The sequence below is a fragment of the Cupriavidus sp. 01T418 genome (genome assembly GCF_056398885.1).
On the sequence record NZ_JBFTQG010000081.1, the window covers coordinates 1 to 16,945 of the forward strand.

At 60.1% G+C, this 16,945-nt stretch carries 21 protein-coding genes; 13 read left to right on the forward strand and 8 right to left on the reverse strand.

The genetic code is table 11. The annotated features are described in order from the left end of the window. Positions 1-4 precede the first annotated feature (4 nt). The 7 genes from AC1DQ3_RS35435 (at position 5) to AC1DQ3_RS35465 (ending at position 4,767) form a co-directional block, all read left to right on the forward strand. Complete coding sequence (locus AC1DQ3_RS35435) at positions 5-433, forward strand: antitoxin PaaA2 family protein (protein WP_477124776.1); 429 nt, start codon at positions 5-7, stop codon at positions 431-433. 1 nt (position 434) lies between these two features. Further along, entirely contained in the window at positions 435-704 is a 270-nt protein-coding gene (locus AC1DQ3_RS35440) for a type II toxin-antitoxin system RelE/ParE family toxin (protein ID WP_477124756.1), read from the forward strand. Between the two features lie 70 nt (positions 705-774). After that, positions 775-1,050: a hypothetical protein gene (locus AC1DQ3_RS35445; protein ID WP_477124757.1), complete on the forward strand. Its 276-nt coding sequence runs from the start codon at positions 775-777 to the stop codon at positions 1,048-1,050. Continuing rightward, positions 1,050-1,313 carry a hypothetical protein gene (locus tag AC1DQ3_RS35450; RefSeq protein WP_477124758.1) on the forward strand — a complete coding sequence of 88 codons (264 nt, stop codon included), beginning with the start codon at positions 1,050-1,052 and terminating at the stop codon, positions 1,311-1,313. The genes AC1DQ3_RS35445 and AC1DQ3_RS35450 overlap by 1 nt, the downstream gene beginning before the upstream one ends. Next, positions 1,310-2,170 (forward strand): plasmid replication initiator TrfA, encoded by an 861-nt coding sequence (trfA, locus tag AC1DQ3_RS35455; RefSeq protein WP_477124759.1) that lies wholly within the window; start codon positions 1,310-1,312, stop codon positions 2,168-2,170. Before AC1DQ3_RS35450 ends, trfA begins: the two co-directional genes overlap by 4 nt. Positions 2,171-3,211: 1,041 nt before the next feature. After that, on the forward strand, positions 3,212-4,144 hold the full coding sequence (locus AC1DQ3_RS35460; protein WP_477124760.1) for a DNA-binding protein: 933 nt from the start codon (positions 3,212-3,214) through the stop codon (positions 4,142-4,144). Between the two features lie 251 nt (positions 4,145-4,395). Then, positions 4,396-4,767 carry a hypothetical protein gene (locus tag AC1DQ3_RS35465; protein ID WP_477124761.1) on the forward strand — a complete coding sequence of 124 codons (372 nt, stop codon included), beginning with the start codon at positions 4,396-4,398 and terminating at the stop codon, positions 4,765-4,767. A 75-nt stretch (positions 4,768-4,842) separates the two neighbouring features. Here the strand turns inward: AC1DQ3_RS35465 and virB5 are convergent, their stop codons facing one another. From virB5 to AC1DQ3_RS35500, 7 genes are all read right to left on the reverse strand, one after another. Beyond that, a complete protein-coding gene (gene virB5, locus AC1DQ3_RS35470; protein WP_477124762.1) occupies positions 4,843-5,556 on the reverse strand; it encodes a P-type DNA transfer protein VirB5 in 714 nt (237 codons plus the stop codon). 17 nt (positions 5,557-5,573) lie between these two features. Then, a complete protein-coding gene (locus AC1DQ3_RS35475; protein WP_477124763.1) occupies positions 5,574-6,632 on the reverse strand; it encodes a TrbL/VirB6 family protein in 1,059 nt (352 codons plus the stop codon). After that, complete coding sequence (locus tag AC1DQ3_RS35480; RefSeq protein WP_477124764.1) at positions 6,629-6,817, reverse strand: hypothetical protein; 189 nt, start codon at positions 6,815-6,817, stop codon at positions 6,629-6,631. Before AC1DQ3_RS35480 ends, AC1DQ3_RS35475 begins: the two co-directional genes overlap by 4 nt. Before the next feature lie 9 nt (positions 6,818-6,826). Continuing rightward, a complete protein-coding gene (locus AC1DQ3_RS35485) occupies positions 6,827-7,147 on the reverse strand; it encodes a hypothetical protein (protein ID WP_477124765.1) in 321 nt (106 codons plus the stop codon). 113 nt (positions 7,148-7,260) lie between these two features. Further along, positions 7,261-7,839, reverse strand: a complete 579-nt coding sequence (locus tag AC1DQ3_RS35490) for a hypothetical protein (RefSeq protein WP_477124766.1) — start codon at positions 7,837-7,839, stop codon at positions 7,261-7,263. A gap of 15 nt (positions 7,840-7,854) precedes the next feature. Beyond that, the gene (stbB, locus tag AC1DQ3_RS35495; RefSeq protein WP_477124767.1) at positions 7,855-8,550 is read right to left on the reverse strand and encodes a StbB family protein; all 696 of its coding nucleotides are present in this window, start codon (positions 8,548-8,550) and stop codon (positions 7,855-7,857) included. Further along, the gene (locus tag AC1DQ3_RS35500; RefSeq protein ID WP_477124768.1) at positions 8,550-8,981 is read right to left on the reverse strand and encodes a hypothetical protein; all 432 of its coding nucleotides are present in this window, start codon (positions 8,979-8,981) and stop codon (positions 8,550-8,552) included. The genes stbB and AC1DQ3_RS35500 overlap by 1 nt, the downstream gene beginning before the upstream one ends. A 333-nt stretch (positions 8,982-9,314) precedes the next feature. Here AC1DQ3_RS35500 and AC1DQ3_RS35505 point away from each other — a divergent pair, with 333 nt between their 5' ends. The 6 genes from AC1DQ3_RS35505 to AC1DQ3_RS35530 all read left to right on the forward strand — a co-directional run bounded on the left by AC1DQ3_RS35505 (position 9,315) and on the right by AC1DQ3_RS35530 (position 16,156). Further along, positions 9,315-9,683 carry a plasmid mobilization protein gene (locus tag AC1DQ3_RS35505; RefSeq protein WP_477124769.1) on the forward strand — a complete coding sequence of 123 codons (369 nt, stop codon included), beginning with the start codon at positions 9,315-9,317 and terminating at the stop codon, positions 9,681-9,683. Continuing rightward, the gene (locus AC1DQ3_RS35510) at positions 9,673-12,375 is read left to right on the forward strand and encodes an LPD7 domain-containing protein (protein ID WP_477124770.1); all 2,703 of its coding nucleotides are present in this window, start codon (positions 9,673-9,675) and stop codon (positions 12,373-12,375) included. The genes AC1DQ3_RS35505 and AC1DQ3_RS35510 overlap by 11 nt, the downstream gene beginning before the upstream one ends. 11 nt (positions 12,376-12,386) lie before the next feature. Then, on the forward strand, positions 12,387-12,824 hold the full coding sequence (locus AC1DQ3_RS35515; RefSeq protein WP_477124771.1) for an antitoxin VbhA family protein: 438 nt from the start codon (positions 12,387-12,389) through the stop codon (positions 12,822-12,824). A gap of 14 nt (positions 12,825-12,838) precedes the next feature. After that, entirely contained in the window at positions 12,839-14,479 is a 1,641-nt protein-coding gene (locus AC1DQ3_RS35520; protein WP_477124772.1) for a type IV secretion system DNA-binding domain-containing protein, read from the forward strand. Between the two features lie 50 nt (positions 14,480-14,529). After that, the gene (locus AC1DQ3_RS35525) at positions 14,530-15,333 is read left to right on the forward strand and encodes a hypothetical protein (protein ID WP_477124773.1); all 804 of its coding nucleotides are present in this window, start codon (positions 14,530-14,532) and stop codon (positions 15,331-15,333) included. 331 nt (positions 15,334-15,664) lie between these two features. Continuing rightward, a complete protein-coding gene (locus tag AC1DQ3_RS35530; RefSeq protein WP_477124774.1) occupies positions 15,665-16,156 on the forward strand; it encodes a helix-turn-helix domain-containing protein in 492 nt (163 codons plus the stop codon). Positions 16,157-16,351: 195 nt separating this feature from the next. Here the strand turns inward: AC1DQ3_RS35530 and AC1DQ3_RS35535 are convergent, their stop codons facing one another. After that, positions 16,352-16,504: a hypothetical protein gene (locus AC1DQ3_RS35535; protein ID WP_477124775.1), complete on the reverse strand. Its 153-nt coding sequence runs from the start codon at positions 16,502-16,504 to the stop codon at positions 16,352-16,354. Between the last annotated feature and the right edge of the window lie 441 nt (positions 16,505-16,945).

Consider the following 16,945-nt stretch of genomic DNA (forward strand, 5'->3'; position numbering starts at 1 on the left):
ACCCTTGAACGCCACCCTTGAACGCCTCGTTGAGGCAGGTGCAATCAAGGGCGCAAACATCGTCGGCCAGCCTGGCGGCTGGGGCGTGGTCATCCAGTACGGCATGACCGAGCGCGCCCTAGCGGCCAAGCGCGGCGCTGTCCGCATCTTCCGCAAGTTTGAAACCCTAGTTGGCTACCTCCGAGACATTGGCATCGTTCGCTACCAGGTGGACGCAAGCCACTTTGACCCGGTGGCGCTCAAGACCGAGCGCAAGCGCACCGATGCCGCCGAGCGCATGAGGTCCGCGCACGAGGCCGCCGCCTACAAAGGCTGGCTGACGAAGGAAGTACAGGAAGCCATCGACGACCCCAGCCCGAGCGTGCCGCATGAGCAAGTCATGGCCGACTGGCAGACCGAGCGCGCAGCGCTGCTAAAGCGGGCGGGAGGCTGATTTGCCGATATGGAGGCTCGCCGCGATCGCTGATCGCAAGAACATTACCAAATACATCGCCCAGGACAACCCAATGGCCGCCATCGAGCTGGGTGACGCACTGATGCAGAAGGCCGCGCAGCTCGACCAGCACCCGACACTAGGGCGCGTTGGCCGCGTGAAAGGGACGCGCGAGCTTGTGGCGCATCCCAACTACATCTTGATTTACCGGATTGTCGGCAAGGGCGTGGAGGTGCTGCGCGTCAAGCACGCAGCGCAGAAATGGCCCTGACAAAAGCGAACGGCAAGGGGGCTAGCCCTTGCCGCTCTGACCACGAAAACCACCAGCGAAGGAAATTTCCATGGATACCGTAAGTATGAGCCTTGAGCGCGGCGAACTCTATACCTTCTGCGACAACCTGCCGGCGCCGATCATTGCCCGGCCTATCGTGACGCCCACCCGTGGCCGCGGCATGATGCTGTCCTTGGAATACGAGGGCCAGCGCGTGACGCTGACCGAGAGCGGCAAGCCCTGCAAGTTCAGATCCGTGGATGCGGTAATGTTCGAGCTGGACGGAGCGCCGCACGTCGATACCACCCGCCTGCTGGTTGAGGCGGCGAACTACTGGCGGCAGTGATGGATAGCACCACAAAGAAAAAAGGTGCGCCGAACGGGCATTCGGCACACCTTAGCCATTTTTCGCGGGTAGCAACCGGAAGTGTGGCATTTGCACATGATAACGCATCGCAAGCAAAATCGCTTGTCAACGAAGCGACCACCGACGAGGGATTTCCCGCAATGGTGACAGCTTCCGGCGATGTTGTTGTCATGACTGCCGATGCCTTTATGCGACTGGCTGCCATGCTTCGCAGCGCGCGGCCACAGGAGGGCACGGCATGAAGACCTTGAGTGAGCACGTCACCGCCATACAGGCACGCATCGAGGAAAACAACGCGAGGAAGGCCAAGCAGGCCAAGCCCACCCAGGAGCGCACGTCAGCCGTGGTCGTGCAGCTCCCGCTATGGCCCGAGGCGCTGCGCGCCTTGCCTAATGAAATCGTCCGCTCCGCGCTGTTCAACGCCCGCAACCGAAAGCAGCCGCGTGCGTACCTCAAGAAAGCTGAAATCCTTGTGATTGGCGAGGGCCGCATCACCTACCAGGGCGAGGAATTGCGCCAGGACGATGAAACCGTGTGGCTGCAATTGATCCACATGGCGAAGGAGCACCCGCTAGGCCATCCCGTGGAGTTCACGCCCTACAGCTTGTGCAAGGCCATCGGCTGGCCGATTTGCAACGGCAGCTATGAGCGGTTGCGTGCCTGTCTGGATCGGATGCAAGCCACGTCCCTGGCCGTCTATTCCAAGCGACTAAAAGAGGGCGTGAGCCTGTCCATGATTCCGGTCTTCGCCTGGCAGGACGAGAACAAGCAAACCTTGAAGAAGTACCGCGTACAGGTCGCGCCGCAGCTCGTGGAGCTGTTCGGGGACGTACATTACACACAGGTGGAGTGGTCGCAGCGCCTGGCATTGCCCGATGGCATTGCAACCTGGCTGCACGGCTACTACGCGAGCCACCGCGAGCCGTTCCCGATCAAGCTGGACACGATCAAAAAGGGCGCCGGCATGACCACGGAGCGCCCGGCCAAGGTGCGCGAGCTGATCGAGAAGGCGCTAGACCAGTTGGTCGATGTCGGGTTTCTGGCTTCAGCGCGCATCGTTGGCGAGCTGGTTTATGTGAAGCGCGCCCCCACCCCCTAGAACTCCTTGGGGCTTTTTCGCTGACGCGAAAACCGGGACGCCCTTCCAGGCGCGCGCCTTCGCGCTTGGTCCCTTCGGGACTGGCCTACCGGCCACCTTCCAGGCCGCCCTAGCCACAAATAGCCCGGCCACCGTGCCGGGCTATTGTGTTTTGAGGGACGGCGCGTGACTATCCATCGCCTTCAACGACCTGGCCAGCCACCACGTTACCTATTGTGTTTTGAGGGACAGCCGGGCCAGCCGGCTATTGTGTTTTGAGGGACGCCCTATTGTGTTTTGAGGGACGCCCTATTGTGTTTTGAGGGACATGCAAAAGGCCAGAAACCTAGTAACGGTGCGACTTTGCGGGATTTTCCACAACTCGCTAACCAGTTTTTAACCTTTATTTAACCCCTCGCCATGTGGATAAGTCGACGCAGATTGGCCCGTCGATATAACCCCGCCTACCCTCCGCGCCTAACGGCGCTCCGCCCCGTCGCTTCGCGCCGGCCTATCGCGGGCGCTGCCCGCTCTTATCGAGAGCCCCTCCGGGGCTAACGGCCAGGACAGGGATCAACCCATCGCACCGCAGTTGCTGTGAGAAGGGCTGGTCTAAGCGGCTCGGCCGGCAAGCCGGCCGACCGCACGGCGCTTGCGCCGTGCCCCTACGGGCGCTAAGACCCGGACAAATCACGCCTGGCCGGCAAGCCAGCCAGGCGCTCAGCCGGGATCGTGTGCGATCCAGCCCCAATACCGTAAGCGCAATGTCACCGCCCCATGAGCTAGCAGGAAAGGGGGGTCTGTCGCGGATTTGACGCCGAGGCCCATGGAGGCCATGGCGCGCGTTTTAGCGCTGTTGGCGGCCATGCCTGTGCCCTTCCCCTGCCCCCGCGAGCGAAAACGCGGCCTGTAGCCTTTCTGGCCCCACCCGCTGGCGTCATTCATTCGCCACGCCTGGCGCTCGATGCCGGGTTGCTCGGGTCAATTAGTTTGTTTGTTTGTTTATTTGTTAGTTTGTTGCTATAATGAAGGTGTCGATCAATCACAGGGAAGAACCCCGCTATGCGCCCCGCCGAATTCACGCCCGAAACGATCATCCAGGCCGGTCAAGAGCTGCAAGCCGCTGGCCGCAACATCACCGGCTTTGCCCTTCGCCAGAAGGTTGGCGGGGGCAATCCTTCCCGGCTCAAACAGGTTTGGGATGAGCACATCAACAGCCAGGCCGTGACTAGGGCCGAGCCTGTTGCAGAACTGCCGGTTGAAGTGGCCGAGGAAGTGGCCGCCGTGACCAAGGCGCTTACCGAGCGCCTGGCGGCCCTGGCCGTAGAGCTGAACGATAAGGCCGTGAAGGCGGCGGAACGCCGCGTTGCCGAAGTCATCCGCACCGCTGGCGAGCAGCGCGAACAGGCCGAGCGGGAACTAGCCGATGCCTCGCAGACGGTCGAGGACTTGGAAAGCAAGCTGGACGAGACGAAAGCCGCAGCCGCAAAGCTGGAAAAGCGCCTGGCCGACATGCAGGCCGCCAACCAGGCGCAGGCCGTCGAGCTGGCCCAGGTGCGCGAACGCCTGGCGCTGATCGAGCAGGCCGCGAAGACGGCCGGCGAGGAACATGCCGCCGAGCTGGCCCGCCTGAATGCCGGCATCGAGGCCGAGCGCGCCCGCCACCAGCAGCAGGCCGAGCAGATGCGCGCCGAGCTGGCCACCGTGAAGGCCCAGGCCGAGGCCGCCGACCAGGCACACCAGGAGCAGCGCAAGGCCGCTGCCCAGGAAGCCCACCGCGTGGCCGAGCGCATGACCAAGGCCGAAGCCGAACGGGACGCCGCCCGCAAAGAGGCCAGCAGCGCCCGCGAGGAAGCCGCGAAGCTGCGCGGCCAGGTGGAGGCCATGCAGGCCCAGGCCGGCGACCTCATGCGCGCCATTGCCGAGCGGCAGGCACCGGAAGGCGAAGGCAAGAAGCCCGCAGCGAAGACGGCCAGGGCGAAAAAGGCTGAATGAGCGGATGGCGCGTCAAGGGCGCGTAGCGGCCCCGGCTGGCTGGCGCGGCCCGCAGCGAAGCGAGGACTCGGGCCAGGCGGGGCGAACCCTTGACGCGACAGGAGCGGCCCACGCTCACCGGCAGGGGGCAGGAGAAGCAAGCGAAGCGCCGCGCAGCCTGCACCCCTGACGACAGAGGGCGACTCGCTCCCCTTCCCGCTCGCGGGAAGGGGCGGGGGAGGGTAGCGGTTCAACAGAGGAAGGGCTAGAACATGGGCAACATCGTTAGATTCCCGAAGCACGCAGAAGCGCCGCAACATGCCGAGCCGAACGCCGAAGCCATCGAGGCCGACGAACAGCTGCGCGCCTCGCTGGCCGGTGCACTGGCCTGGCCGCTGCGCGCGCTGCGCCTGCCGGTCTTTCTGGTGCTGTACTGGCTGCGCCTGCCGGTGCTGCTGGTCTGCAATCTGGTGTCCGTCCCTGCCATGCTTGCCTTCGTTGCCGGCCTTTGGATTGCCAGCCACGCCCCACAGTATTACCCGATGGTTTGGGCGGTCGGCGCCGTGAGCTTTGTGGCCTTTGTGCTGCGCTGGTGCTATGACTTGCTCTTGATGTGGCTGGACCCTGCCGGCACCGTGTTCTAGTCGCCGGGGGGATTTTCGCGGACGCGAAAAAAAACCGGGAGGTACCCGGTTAAAAGGCCGTAGTGCGGGAGAGATTTACGGCGTGACTCGCACGCGAGGAACGTTAGCCACATTCCCCGCCATCCTGATTGACACTTCCCGCGCTTGTTGATCGGCAAGCCGTTGCTCTGCCGCCGCCAGCATCGACATGGCCTGTAGCTTGGCCTGTTCGTTCTGGATGATGGCTTGCTCTGCGGCGATGCGGGCGTTTAGCTCCGCAATGGCCTTGGGGTCTTGCGTTTGGCTGATCTGGTTAATCATCTCTTCGAGGTTTTGCAGGCGCGGCGTGGCCCCCGTATAGGCTTCCATACTCAGTGCTTTTTGCATGGCTGCGCGGTTCAGATCCGCTTGCCACTGGTTGGCGGCCGTCGAGCTGCTAAACGACCCATTGCTTAGGGTTGTGGTGGCTTGCTTGATGCTGTTGATCGAGCTGGCGAGGTTGCCATAGGAGCCGCCGTTAGCCAGGTCGAGCAGCGTTTGTGCATCTTGCGGCAACATGCGCCGGGCCTGTTGGGCCAGGGGACTATTGAGCAACGACGAGAATCCGCGCGAGCCGGTGATGCTCTGGATCTGTTGTTGCAGTTGTTGAAGCTGTTGCGCCATCTGCTGGTATTGCTGCCCCCACGAGACGACTTGCTGAACTTGTTGCGCGAGGCTCGCCGCGTCGATCACCGGGATGCCTTGGGCAAAGCTGCCCTGCCCTGCTGCCAGGCCAACGGCCAAGGCAAAGATACGAATAGTCTTTTTCATGGTTGCTACCCATTTGGTTACGCCGCTTTCCGCTGGCGTGGTGATGTGATCTTGCGGTAGACGGAGAGCGGCTTGCTCCCTTGCACGCTGCCGCCAGTGGCCTGCCCACGGCCAAAGCGCCCCCCTGCCCCGCTCAACTTCCCGTAAGCCGCTTTCCCTGCCCCATAGCCTGCTTTGCCCATGCGCAGCGCCGTTGGTGTCGAGCCGGCGATTTTGTTGTAGGCCCATCCAGCGGCCGCACTGCTGGCACCGCTGACACCGCCACCAAGGCCATGCACGAAATGGGCAATATCTTTAAGGAAGAATGCTGCAATCACGCCAAAAACCATTGCGGGCGCAATACCAGTTAGGCTAACAACGCCTTGGGCGGTCGCAGCATCCGCACCGGCTGCTTGAAACGTCGCATCGAAATACTTGAAGATCAATTGCGCAGTCACGCTGGTTACCGTGATTGTCAATCCGCTGGTGATGCAAGTGTTTAGCCACCTATCGAAGAACTGCTGCGTCTTTTCAAAAATCATCAAAAAGATGAAAAGCGGGCCAAGAGTGAGTGCAACGGTAAGCGCGATTTTGGCACTGATGATGGCTGCTGCGGTAAGTGCCGTGATGACTACTGATACCACGAAAAGTAGGATGGCAACAAAGTAGGCCCCCAAGTTTGTCATCGATGCGACTTGCCATGCTTTCACAGCTAAATCCAGGCCAGATGAAATAGTCTGGTCAATGATCTGCAATGCGCTTGTTGATGACCCATTGCCATTTATCACACCGGCTAATTCGGACGGCCAGTTATAGAGAAAACTTGCAACGTCGCTGGCATATAGCGTGGAGCTGAGAGCGAAAGTAACGATGAAGGTCGCTTTTAACATTCGTGCGACCCCATCCATTACTGGTTCTTGAATCATGCCGCGCATCATCGACCAACCCCATAGCGCCATATAGATCAGCAGCAATGTGCGGGCTGTGCCTTGTAAAGAGCTGGCAATATTGGTGGCGCCATCGGTGAAAAATTTTGTGGTGATCCCATCAAAGTACGCGAAGATGTCTTCAAAGATGTGGAGCGTCGGTGTGCTCATTGCTTGCCCTCTTGGGTCTTCTGCGCGTCCGGGACCACGACAACACGCGGCACCTTGGCAACGTCGCCGGCCATCTGCTTGGAGATCGCCGCGCCCTGCTCTGCCTGCTTTTCCGCTTCACTCTTGCCACAAGCAGAAAGCACCAGTGCCGCGCCCATCATTGCGAGGGTTACGATAGTTTTCATCGTCGGCCCCTACTGCTTGGCCTGGCGGTGTACCGTGACCAGCTCGCAGCTTTCCGCCTCACGGGCCTGCATCTTTTCGAAGGCCAGATAGGCAGCCATCACGCAAATGGCGATGCCGCCAAAGATGAGGGGCAGCGCGACCTGCGCCAAGAAGCCAAGGCCCGCATACATGGCAAAGCCTGAGAGGTCAGCGTGCGCCGCTGCTTCCTGGCCGCGCTCCGTCAGGAAACGAAGCGGCCCCGCCGAGAGCGTATAAACAGACGCAATCAAAGTCAGCAAGGCAACGCCCATTGCCCCCTTTGCAACACGGTTCAACGTGCTCTTTTTCATGGTTCACCTATTCGGTTGCTACCCGATTAACGAAATTGCTATTTGAATTTGACCACAAAGACAACCGATTTACCTAAAACAATCGGCTGTCAAGTGGTTTGGCTTGTCAATTGCTATTGAGGACCCCTTTCAGAATTAATTACGGATTTTGCCTTGCTATCCAATTTCTCCCAGGATGCCGATACCGCCTTGCCCAAGGCGGTATAGGATGCGTCCTGTTTGTCATGGGCTAGCGTGATCGCTGCCGCGACGGCAAGGCCACCAAGCAGGCCGCAGCCCAGGCACAGTGCTAACGTCTTCCAGGCGCTTTGCTGCTGTACCTCCAACGCCCTTTGCACTGGCCCTGCAACTTCGGTTTGCACCGTTTGCTTGACGGTGCGCGCCACATCGGCCAGCGCTGCGCGGATCGCATCGCTTGAGTCACGATCAAAGCGCGCCTTTGCTGCATTGGCGTCATTTTCGATGACCGAGCGGATTTTTTCGCCTTGCGCGTTGGTATAGGCTTCGATTTGTTGCTTGTAAGCGTCGCCGGCTTTTTGCAAAAGACCAATCAAACCGGTGATGCGCGTTTCGACTTCCGAAATCTGATTCGGCAAGACTTCTTTTAAAGCCTCGACCGAATCATGAAGCCGCCCGATGTCACCGAGCATTTCTGCAATCAGTGCATCCCGAGTTGTCGGTTCTGCCGCCATGCCGTTCCCGTTAGGTTATTTGAGAAGCGTCTTGAAAACCGCGTCCAGTTCTTCCGTAACACCGGCAGCCAGGCGCTTGATGCCGACCATTTGCGCAAAGTGCAATTTTTCGTCTGCATCCTTCGCGGTTTTGATCTTCTCTTTGTAATCGGTCGGATCGTTGAGAATATCCTTGATGCCCTGCTCAGTACCGTTAAGTTTTCCATAAATGTCATTCTTATGGATAACGGCATCGGGGCGAAGGGTAAAATTCTTGGCTGCGCTGTGATATTCAAACAGGCCGGAAAAAATCCGCTCTGGAACATCGTCAGTTTCCACTTTGTTGAACACCAGGCGGATTTTTTTCGCCGGCACGCCAATTTCTGCTAGGGCATCAATCGTGCTGATGGTGTCGCGCATTTGTTTTTTCTCAGGCACGGTCGGGATGACAAAATAATCGAAATCTTCATGGCTGCCCTTATATTGCTTCATCAGGTCAATGAAGACTTCGACATTCGATGCGCCAACGTCGATCACGGCGTCATCCATCAAAACGAGAGCTTCCAGTAGCTCGCCAAATTGCTTGCCCTTTATGGCTTCATCTTGGGTGCCATCAGAGTTAATCGTTTCAACTGGAATGACCGTTGCACTGTTCATGCGCGCGGACAGCAGATGACGGGCCACAGTGGACTTACCAACGTTGCCGGAAAAGTTAATGACGGCGATTTTCATTAGGTGTTCTCCTTCTTAATGCGTTTAAGCAGTGGGTTAGTCGATTCAGGCTTGATAAATTGGTCTGCGAGTTTTTCCCGCCGTTGTTTCTTGTCTAGCCCCTCCAGGTCTTCCCCGGAAATAGGAGGGGTGTCAGGTTCCTTCGTCGGCTCGGCAGTGGGTGTCGCGGTCGACGGTGGAGGCGGGGACGCCTGGCGCTGGCCTGTTCGTTCGCGCTGTTTCCTGATGCGATACAGGGCACTCTCGAAGCTCTTTAAGGTCATGGTGAAGCCTTGACCATGTAGCGCTTCAAGGACGGCTGCACGGCTCACGCCGGCGGCCAAGGCGGCTTCCACTTCATCGACCACATCCCGCAAGCGGGCCGTTTCTGACCTGGCCTTGTCTCCCGTGGCTAGAGCGCGCAGCACATCGGCCACGCTGTTTGTCTGCATCTTTTCTCCTTGATCGAGTTGGCAATGTGCGGTGTGAGCATATTGCAGTGTTAATGCAGTGTGGTCAACCGTTTATTGCCGACTAGATGCAATGTTAGTGCAGTGCATATGCAGTGTCAAGCGGTAATATGCAGTGTATTTGCAGTGTTGGCGAAGTGCTAACGCCGTGCTATGCTGATGCTGTAGTACAGATAGGCACGATAGATATGTTTACAAAAACGCTACGCGTTTCCGTAAAATATCCGTGCCCAAAGGGTGCCCCTTTGGAAACCCAGGCGCTACGCGCCAGCCAGGCGGCCGTGTGGCCGCCTTACCACCAGGAGGCCGCGACAGATGAGCAGGACCAGGAGCAAGACCAAGGCCGAGAAGCTAACCAAGCCGGTTAGCTTCCGGCTGACCGCCGCCGACCATGCCGCCTATCTCGCCAAGGTCGAAGCATCCGGGTTGAAGCCGTCCGCTTTCTTCCGCGAATGCGTCTTGCGGAACCGTACCGAGATCGTCGCCCGCCCAAAGGCCAGTGAGGATCACAGCCGCCTTGTGTATCTGTTCAACAAGGCCAGCAACAACATTAACCAGCTCGCCCGCCGTGCCAATGCCGACCACGTGGCCGGGGTTATCTCCGAGGCGACCTATACCCACATCCTGACCGAGCTGCACACCCTGGCGGATCACATGAAGGCGGTAATCAAAAATGTTGATTAGGGTCAAGGGTGGCAAGAGCGGGATTGTCGATTATCTCGTAAATGGTCAAAAGGAGGGCCGGGATTTCACGCGCGATCAACTGGATGAGCGTGTGATTCTTTGTGGTGACTTAGATTTGACTGATGCCGTCATTAATGGGATGGCTAATGATGGCGATAAATATAATCATATCACTTTGGCCTTCAAAGAGGATTCGGTTGACTTGGAGGTAATGCTAAAAATCGTGGAGAGATTTGAGCGGTTCGCTATGTCTGCCTACGATGGCGATGAATATAATTTCTATGCCGAGGCTCACCTACCAAAAATCAAGAGTTATATCAATCGAAAAACTGGCGAGCTTGTGGAGCGTATGCCTCATATCCACATCGTCATTCCGCGACAAAATTTGTTGTCCGGAAATCTCATGGACCCGCTTTATAAGCCGGTTTATAACGCCAAGACTGGATTATATGAAGTTCCAGAGGGGCGGCTAAAATGGCTTGATGCTTTTCAGGAGGGTATTAACGCGGAATTCGGGCTGGCCAGTCCGAAGGATAATCGACGCCAGGAGTTCACGGGCGAGAGTGAGATTATCAGTAGATACAAGGGCGATCTTTTTAAGCCGCGCGACAGGGAATTGAAGGAGCGTATTTTGTCGGATGTGCTGGACCGGAAAATATCCGACTACGAGAGCTTCAAAGCCCTGCTGACCGAGTACGGCGCGACGCGGGCCAGGAACGAGGACAAGGCCACCGAGTACCAGAACGTCAAGCCGGCCGACGTTGCCAATGGCATCAACCTCAAGGACTACGTATTCAGCCGGGAGTTCATCGAGAAGCCCGAGGCCGAGAAGCGCCGCTTCTTAGCCGACGAGGGCCGCAGGCAGTACGAGAGCCAGCAACCGCCGCGCAAGACCGCGCCCGAGCTGGCGGCCACCGTGCAGGAGTGGCACGAGGTACAGGCCAAAGAATTGAAGTACATCAACAGCGGCAACCGCAAGCTCTATGCGGCCTATCGCAGTGCCGACCGCGAGGGCAAGCGTGCGATTCTGGACGAGCGGGCCGCCGCCTTCTACGCCAAGCACCGCAAGACCTTCACCCAGGAGCAAACCAGCAATGAGCGACCACACTATGACCGAATCAGCGCAGATCGAGCACGACCAGGCCAGCGGGCCGCCGCCGTATATCAGTCCCACCTTGCAAAAGCTCGACGCCAAGCAGCGCCCGAATCCCTCGCCAGCGTGCGAAACCTGTCCCGCGTCGGTATGGTTCATGACGCAGGAGCATCTAAAGTGCTTTTGCAGCCGAATGCACCTGATCGTGTGGGACGAGAACGAACCGCCGATCATGAAGTGCGACGGGCGCGAGCTGGCGATTCTCGCGCTGCTGCAACAGCAGGAGAGCTGAACAAGCCAGCGCCCCGTGACCGCAGGCAGTCAGACAGTGTGCTCGGACAGCTCGCGGCCGAACAGCGCGAGCGCGGCCTTGATGCCAAGGGCGCGCACCTGTCCGAGTTCGCGCAGATCAAGCGCGAGCTTGATGCCCGCCGCTTGCTGGCGCATCTCAGCAAAACACACGGCCTCATCCCCGAAAAGTACGAAGTCACCAAGGGCAAGGATGGGGGCGACCGCATCAAAGCCGGCACGCGCAATCTGAACGTGTCGGACTTCCTCACCCAAGAAATGCGCCTGTCCTTTGAGGCCGAGGCCGCGCCGATCTTGCGCCAGGTGTACGCCGCGCAGCAGGGCCGCGAGCTGGCCGAGGCGAGGCCAGCACCGCGCCGGGAGCTGTGGCAAGCCTTCCGCGAAGCGCAACCCCTCCAGGCGAAGCAGAGGGCCGCCGAGTGGGACGCGCAGCGCAAAGGCGAGCGCGACCGCCGCGCGACGATCCGCGACGAGTACCAGGCCAAGCGGCGAGCCATCCAGGCCGACCGCAGCAAGAGCGGGGCAGAGCGTAAAGCCACCATGTCCCTTTCTCGCATGGAGCGAGTCACGAAGGATATGGCCTTGCGTGAATCCATCCGCGACGAACGCCAGCAGCTCAAGGAGAAGCACAGCCAGCCCTACCAGGCGCGTTACCGTGCCTTCCTGGCCGAGCGCGCGAACCAGGGCGATGAAAATGCCCTGGCCGAGCTGCGCCGGCAGCGCGACGCCAGCCCGGCACCGACCGAGCCAAACGCCATCGAGGGCACCAGCCGCAAGCGGGACGACGAGAAGGTGAGGGCCGCGCACCTGGCGCGCAACTTGGCCTATTCCATCGACCAGGCCGGCAACGTCACCTATTACGCCGATCAGGCCAAGCGCCGGGCGCTGGTCATCGACTCGGGCCAGCGTGTCACCGTGGCCGCCGTCGAGGATAGCCAGGCCGTCGAAACCGGCTTGCGCCTGGCCGTGCAGAAGTTCGGGCCAGGTTTGAAGATTGAGGGCAATGAGGAATTCAAGCGCCAGGTGATAGACGCCGTTTTAAAGACTGGCCTGCGTGTGGAGTTTGACGACAAGGCCATGAATGATGAATTGCAGCGCCGCCAGGCCGAGCGTGACGAGCTGCAAGCCCGCGGCAAAGCCTTCATTACCCGCGAGCGCGAGAAGACCGCCAGCGAGACGGCCGCCAAGCAGGCCACGACGCCGGCACCAGAAAAGACCCAGGAGCAGGAACGTACCCCGGCACCAGAAGCACCCGAGCCGCAACCCAAACCGCGCGACATTGAGCGATAGGAGAGCAAGACATGCAGAACGATGAAGACCAGGCCGACCCGCTGGCGGCCAGCTCGCGCGAGTTCTCGCGTGCTGTCGATGAAATCAAGGCGGGCGTCCTGGCCGCAGGAGAGCCGCGCCCGAAGATCAGCGAGGAAGAACGGGCCAGCCGGCAAGCGGCCGTCGATTACGCGCGCAACATCGAGCGTTCAGAGGGCCTTGAACCGTCCCCGGAGCTGGAAGAAGACTCACGGCGCTATGTTGCCGGCGAGTTGACGCCTGACGAGTTCAATGCGGCCGGCAGGGAGCGGGCACGCCGCAAGGCGGCCATCGACTACGCGCGTGGCAGTGTGCGCTTCGAGGGCTTCGTGTTGTCGCCCGAGATGGAGGAAATCAACCGCCGATACATCGCCGGCGAGCTGACCCTTGATGAATTCATCGAGGCGGGCAAGGCCGCCGCAAAAGCGTAGACCTAGGGGGAATAATGGAAGCACTTGGAATTTTCGTGCCGTTGCTGGCCGTGTGGCTTGTCCACACGCTGCTATCGCATGTGTCGCGCACCTTGGCTGACATTGTGGTGTTGGTCATGGTGGCCGGGCCGGTCGTGTGGAGCCTCAACGAGCTGCGCAAAGCCGGGCGTGACTGTTTCGCACAAGCAAACATCGGTTGGACGCTGCGCCATCTTGTGGGCATCGTGCCGGCTGGCCTGGCCGTGTATTGGTTCAGCACCGATCACAAGATGTTAGGCGCTGTCGCGCTGCTGGTTTATGGCCTGTTCGCGCAAGGCATTTGGATCTCGATGTTTGCCAGCCTGCGCCTTGCCGGGGCAGGCGCTGGGGCAGGGAATGAGGCCGTGCGCCGGGGTTCGCGCGTGGTGGATGCCGCGCAGCTCGACGCGCGCACGTCCACCGGTAAGGCACAGTCTGACGCCGAGGTGACTATCGGCGGCGTGACCATTCCGCGCATGTTGGAGGCGCAGCACTTCCTAATCACTGGCACCACCGGGGCAGGCAAAACCCAAGTCATCAATGGGATGCTCCGCAGCATCCGAAAGCGTGGCAATCGCGCTGTCATTGCCGACCCTGCAGGGGGCTTCTATGCCCGCTTCGGCCAGGCTGATGACGCGCTTTTCAACCCCTTTGACCGGCGCACCGTCGATTGGTCCCCCTTCGCGGAAATCCGCGCGGACTACGATTGCGAACGCATTGCCAAGGCGATCATTCCCGATCTAGAGGGCGGGGAGAGCGCACAGTGGCAACTATTCGCGCAAACCTTGCTAGCCAAGGCTATGCTTTCCATGCATCGCAGTGGCGAACGCTCTATCAAGCGCCTGATGTACTGGATGACCAGCGCAGACCAGAGGGAGCTAGAACCGCTGCTATCAGGCACCGCTGCCGCCGTCTTGACCCAAAAGGGCAATGACAAGATGCTGAACAACACACGGGCAACGATGGTGCCTTACCTGAGCATCTTCGACTATCTGCCCGACGAAGGCCGCTTCTCCATCCGTCAATGGATACAAGAGGACTGGCGCAGCAACTGGCTTTTCATCACTTACCGCGATGACCAAATGGGGATGCTCCGCAACCTCGTTGCCACAGCCTTGGAACTGGCCTTGGTCGAGGGCTTGAGCCTGTCCGAGAACCAAGAGCGCGGCCTGTGGTACGTGGCGGACGAGGTTGATTCACTTGGCAAAGTCACTAGCCTTCGCGCGGGCCTCACCAAGCTGCGCAAGTACGGCGGCCGCTGCGTCTTGGGCCTGCAAACTGTGGCGCAGCTCCGCACGACATACGGGCGCGACGAGGCGCAAACGCTGATCGCCAATACATCGGTGAAGTGCATCCTTCGTGCCGGCGACGCCGAAACCGCCAAGAGCATGGAACTTGAGCTAGGCGAACAGGAAATTGAGCGTGGCCAGGTCAATGACTCGTTCAGCGAGAGCGAGGGCGGGCAGAGCCAGAGCCAAAGCGTTTCCTCGCAAGTGCTGCGCCAATCTGCCGTAATGGCTTCCGAAATTATGGGCCTGCCGGACCTTCAAGGTTTCCTGAAAATTCCCGGCGATGAAATCGCCCGTATCGCGGTCGAGTATGTCGCCATGCCCGACCAGGCCCCCGCTTTCCAGTGAGCCGGCAGGCGCGATTTTCGCGCCCGCGAAAATTTTGATGGAGAACAGCGATGAACCTTCCCCCGCACCCGCTTAGCGGCCACCATCGGCACGGGCTGGACAACATCAATGAAGGATTGGCCGACACCCTAGACAGCTTGACTAAAGGCCTGGCCGATTATCTCAACCGGTTGACCGGCGACAAGACGAAGGAACCGACCCAGGCCGAGAAACTGGAAGCCTATGCCATGCTGATGGCTTGGCACGAGCTGGAAACCGAAGACGAAAAGCGCCGCGTGCTGTGCGAGGCTGCCGACTATTGCAAAGGCCAGTTCGGGCCGGCAGAGCCGGGCGCCGGCATTAGTGGCGACCAGCAGCCCGAGACGCACGCGCAGCAGGTGCAGGAGCGCGTTATTCCCGTGCCCGAGTACATCCGCAAGCTGCCAGACTATGAAACGATCCTGGCGCGGCAGCGCGAGCTTGCCGCCCAGGAGCTGGCAAGGTATCAGGGCATCGCCAACCAGGCCCGCATCGAGGCCGCCGATGCCCGCGAGGAACAACGGGAACAGCGCGAGCGCTACGAGGCCCGCCAAGACCCGGCCACGCCTGGCATTGAGCGCGGCGACCCCGACCCCTACGCCCAGGCCGCCCAAGAGCTGGACGCGACGCCCTTGCAGGAGGGCCAGGAGGCCGAAGGCGAGGTGATCGACGTGGCCCAGGTGGACGGCCAAAATTACTACGTCATCGAGCAGGAGGGCGAGCGCGTAGCCGTGCCGGCAGGCGAGAAGCCCGAATATCGCCGGGGCGATGACATCACCGCCAGCCGCAGCCCGGAGGGCATCGAGGTAGCGGAGGCATACGGCTACGGGCGATAAGTGAGAAGCCGCGCCAGGTGCAATGCTTGGCGCGTTTTCGCGTCCGCGAAAACCGTGATGAAGAACTCTCACGGCGCAGCTCACAGCGAGCTTAAGGTCAGGTTTTGGGGCGGCAGTAATGTCACCCCCTCGCGGCACCAGTGACACCCCCCGGGGCGACACTGGTGCCCTACGAAGCAGACTCCTGCACGGTAAACACACTCCGGGATACCAGACGCAGCATACGTACTCGGGGGGAGGCAGTTCTGTCGCCCCTACTGGCTCTCCAAGCCCTTGCTCTGCGGTTGGGGCGCGCCGCATACTTTCCCCAACGCGAAACAGGAGCCACCAGATGACCACCAAGCCCGTGCCGAAATCCGCAGCGACAGGCGCCGAAAAGGTGCTTGAAGCCAAGTGGGGAAAAGCAGTGATCGCGGCCGGCTTCACTGCATTGCCGGACGTCATCTTCCAAAACCAGAAAGCCCTTAAGCTCCAGCCGCTTGACGTGCTCATCCTGTTGCACTTGTCTAGCTACTGGTGGAAACCGGACGAAAACCCGTGGCCTGCCAAGGGCACCATTGCCGATGCAATCGGGGTCGATCCTCGCACCGTGCAACGCTCTATCAAGCGGATGGAAGACCTTGGGTACGTGAAGCGTATCGAGCGCAAGGCCAAGGCTGGCGACAATCTGTCCAACGAATACGACCTGCGCGGGTTGGCCAGGGCGGCAAAGAAGTTGGCAGATGAAAAAATCGACCTGAAGGCCAAGCGGGCGGCTGAGGACAAAAGCCGCCGCGAGGCGCCTACTGCGTTCGCCCTCGTTAAGGGGGGCAAGCAAGGTTAATCGGCGTAGCTCAATGGAAAGAGCGCCAACGTCATGCTACCTGCTGAGGGTGGCCGGCTATGGGGAGTTCGACGCCCTCATGGTACGCCGTTGGAGATCCCGGTTCGAGTCCGGGCACCGTCCCAATTCCCACGCCAGGCGTTGACCAGATACCCCCGGCCACAGGTGGCCGGGGGAAAGCAAGTGGCCTGGCATCTACTTGCCGAGCTTGTGGACGACCCAGGCCACCAGGGCAAAAAACGCCAACGTCAGCGCCGCCACCGCGCCGGCCGGATTCTGTTGGAGCGTTTCAACAAACGTTCCGCAGGCCGCCAGCAGGGCGATACGGTCAACAGAAGGGAATGCCATACGAGTATCCAAATCGAGTTATAGGGCTTCGTAGCCATCCTGTTGTCACGACTCCCGGCGCGCCAGAATCGCCCGCCAGGCGGGCTATTGCGGGTGTGTCACGACTCCGCGCCGTCAAGAGGGGGGAGCTGCACCAGGGCGACACCTGGCCAGGTGGTAGGAGAACGGGCCTTATGTCCAAAAGACAGAGATTTTTACTTAGTAGGGGTTCCCACTTTGTTACTATTTGGGTATAGTGCTATCTACAGAATGACACCTCAAGAGGTGAGGAAATGGCAACTACCCGCGACACCATCGACCATATGACCCTTGAACGCCTCGTTGAGGCAGGTGCAATCAAGGGCGCAAACATCGTCGGCCAGCCTGGCGGCTGGGGCGTGGTCATCCAGTACGGCATGACCGAGCGCGCCCTAGCGGCCAAGCGCGGCGCTGTCCGCATCT